Raw genomic sequence first — 2,493 nt, 5'->3', positions numbered from 1 at the left:
AATTGCTTGTTCAGCTTCGGTTAAACGGCGATTGGCTTGGATTTCTGCTGTTGAGGCTAGGCTGATTTCATCAACATGAGCCATTTCACCATCTTCAGCATATGGTTCGCCGATATAGCAATAACCAGGATGAACAGTGCTGTACATTGCGAAGACGTATAATGTGTTGTCATCACCGCTGATTTTCACAACCATGTCATCCATTTTGAAGCCTGCTTTATAAGCCTCATCTGGTGCCACACCTAAATCAAACTCGCGCTTTTCTATATCACGCACTAAGCAAGTCTTACACTGCTCATCTTTGAAGTTGCTGCACTTGTTAGCGCATGGATGTTTTGATATATTTGGTTTCATATTCATTCCCCTGAAGTGTGAATATAGGAAGCCTGATTTCATGGATCAGGCTTTTTTAATGTCCGAATCCCCGTGAATCCCTTCCGATCCCTCTCGAAATTCGATCTCTGTACTCAAATCCCTTAACAAAGCGGATACTCCCAAGCGCTCAAACGATTTAGCTTGTAAATTAAGTACATGCCACTCACCTGCGATTTCTTTTTCAAGCAGGTAAGCCATATATTGAGCAAGGTCTTTACCTTTAATTTCAGCCAAAACCTTTGCTCGTTCGTGATTCTCAGGAGATAAGCGCACATGCGTAGATTTTTTTTCAAGGCTCATAATTGTTCCTATGCAACTAATGCTTGTTGGTCAGCTTTAAGCTTCCCATTTGTTTTAATTTGCAAAACAGCTTGCGTAGTGAGAGGAATTCCAAATTTCTCCCACTTCCAGAGTGTCACTTCTGAGTAACCAGTTTTTTTAGAAAGATCTCTGCGTGTTTTGCATTGATGGAAATCTTTCAAATCTTGGGTATTCATTTCCGCTAACCTAAGTTTCTAAAAATTATTAATCAAAGTTAGCATAAGCTAACCTAAGTTTCAATAACCTGTATTAACATTAGTTAGTATTTTTACGGATTTAAGCCATGTTTATGCATGAAAGAATTCAGCAAAAGCTTGAAGAAAAAAATTTGAAGCAAGCAGATATTGCTAGAGCAACTGGAAAATCAACCGCAGCCGTAACTAAATGGCTTAAAGGGGATAACATTCCTAAGGCAGAAAATTTGAAAGCAATTGCAAAGTTGCTTAATGTTTCTGATGAATGGCTTTTGAATGGAAAAGAAAACAAGCAACCCGTTTCAAACACTGAATACGAGAGCAATGTCTCATTTATTAGCACACCCCTAAGAGAAATACCGTTGCTAGATTATGTGCAAGCAGGGCTATTTCATGATGTTGGGTATGATGGAATCAATCCTATTGGTTCATCATGGACTACATATATGGGTGCAAAACCTGAATGTATTTTTTCATTGAAGGTTGAAGGCTTAAGCATGTCGCCCACTTTCATGCCAGGTGATGAATTGGTTGTTGATGGGTCATTAGAGGCAAAACCTGGTTCCCTAGTCATTGCTCAAGAGGTTCAGCACGGCATAGCAAGAACCACCTTCAAGAAGTATAGAGTGATTGGGGTTAATGAATTTGGCGTTGATATTATTGAGTTAGTGCCTTTAAACCCTGATTTTCCAACACTAAATTCCTTGCAAATAGATATTTCTATTATTGGCGTGGTTGTTCGACACAATCGAGAAGTATAAAACTGCGAACCCGACGCAGCTTACTGATCGGGTGGAGAACGTGATGAGTAATGGTATTGCAGAACCAAAATGCCCTGATTGCAAAATACAGGGGCTTAAATACATAACAAAATCTGACAGCGAAATTGTATCTAAGGGTGGGGATACTTGGTTTGATATAGTTCATTGTACTCAATGTGGCCATGTCTATGGCGTATACGCCAAAGTAGTATACCCTCCAAAACCTATACAAATGCCTAGACCTTTTTAACTTCAAACAATGAATAAGGATTTAGAAAAAGGTTTATTTCATCAAGCTGATCTTGATTAAGATCAGCTTGATTTATTAGTCTGTTTAAAAGATGCGCACCATTCATTTGCTGATCAATAATATTGGTTTTTATAAATTCTTTTTCTTGATCTTTATTGTCTACAACCGCTTCTTGAGCTTTTTTAATTGGTGAGACAACAAATTCATAAAGACTATCGACTGAATGTTTAATTTCACCTGGATTGGTCACACCAGCATCAATTAATTTACATATCATTTGATGACGCCAAGCACGAGTCGCGCCTACTGAATCGCTGCCTATTTGCTGTGCAATGTTTTCAGGAAATTCCATAATAAACTCCATCTAACCCACCCCGCGTGGGTTTTCTTTTGTCTATTAAAAACTAAAGTAAACAGATTTGCGAACTTTTTATTAACTTTTATCACTAACCCTATTGACCATACTACTAACTAAAGTTAATATAAATCTCACACCCACTCACCAGAGATAAAAAATGGAACTTCAAAATTTACGTCTACAAGCGCTACACATTGCAGAGGGCGACATCGAAAAAGCCCAAGCAATGGAAAA

The 2,493-nt window shown here is 38.3% G+C and carries 5 protein-coding genes; 1 reads left to right on the top strand and 4 read right to left on the bottom strand.

What is annotated here, in order from left to right; genetic code table 11:
- The 3 genes from EXE10_RS22025 to EXE10_RS20630 form a co-directional block, all read right to left on the bottom strand.
- Positions 1-354, bottom strand: a 354-nt coding sequence (locus EXE10_RS22025) for a hypothetical protein (RefSeq protein WP_228256875.1), incomplete at its 3' end; no start/stop codon positions are given.
- A gap of 45 nt (positions 355-399) precedes the next feature.
- Entirely contained in the window at positions 400-675 is a 276-nt protein-coding gene (locus EXE10_RS20635; RefSeq protein ID WP_042089819.1) for a hypothetical protein, read from the bottom strand.
- 8 nt (positions 676-683) lie between these two features.
- On the bottom strand, positions 684-872 hold the full coding sequence (locus tag EXE10_RS20630; RefSeq protein ID WP_130114573.1) for a hypothetical protein: 189 nt from the start codon (positions 870-872) through the stop codon (positions 684-686).
- A gap of 107 nt (positions 873-979) precedes the next feature.
- Between EXE10_RS20630 and EXE10_RS20625 the strand changes: the two genes are divergently transcribed.
- A complete protein-coding gene (locus tag EXE10_RS20625; protein WP_130114572.1) occupies positions 980-1,651 on the top strand; it encodes a LexA family protein in 672 nt (223 codons plus the stop codon).
- Positions 1,652-1,887: 236 nt separating this feature from the next.
- Here EXE10_RS20625 and EXE10_RS20615 read toward each other — a convergent pair whose 3' ends face one another.
- A complete protein-coding gene (locus EXE10_RS20615) occupies positions 1,888-2,253 on the bottom strand; it encodes a hypothetical protein (RefSeq protein ID WP_130114571.1) in 366 nt (121 codons plus the stop codon).
- Between the last annotated feature and the right edge of the window lie 240 nt (positions 2,254-2,493).

This window comes from Acinetobacter sp. WCHAc060033, from assembly GCF_004209125.1.
GTDB classification, from domain to species: domain Bacteria; phylum Pseudomonadota; class Gammaproteobacteria; order Pseudomonadales; family Moraxellaceae; genus Acinetobacter; species Acinetobacter wuhouensis.
The sequence above is the reverse complement of the archived record's forward strand: the minus strand, read 5'-3'. Positions and strand labels throughout refer to the sequence as shown.

What these genes read in the sequence shown, in the direction of transcription:
- EXE10_RS20630 (WP_130114573.1), bottom strand. Translation starts at nt 872, where the DNA reads ATGAATACCCAAGATTTGAAAGATTTCCATCAATGCAAAACACGCAGA.
- EXE10_RS20615 (WP_130114571.1), bottom strand. Translation starts at nt 2,253, where the DNA reads ATGGAATTTCCTGAAAACATTGCACAGCAAATAGGCAGCGATTCAGTA.
- EXE10_RS20625 (WP_130114572.1), top strand. Translation starts at nt 980, where the DNA reads ATGTTTATGCATGAAAGAATTCAGCAAAAGCTTGAAGAAAAAAATTTG.
- EXE10_RS20635 (WP_042089819.1), bottom strand. Translation starts at nt 675, where the DNA reads ATGAGCCTTGAAAAAAAATCTACGCATGTGCGCTTATCTCCTGAGAAT.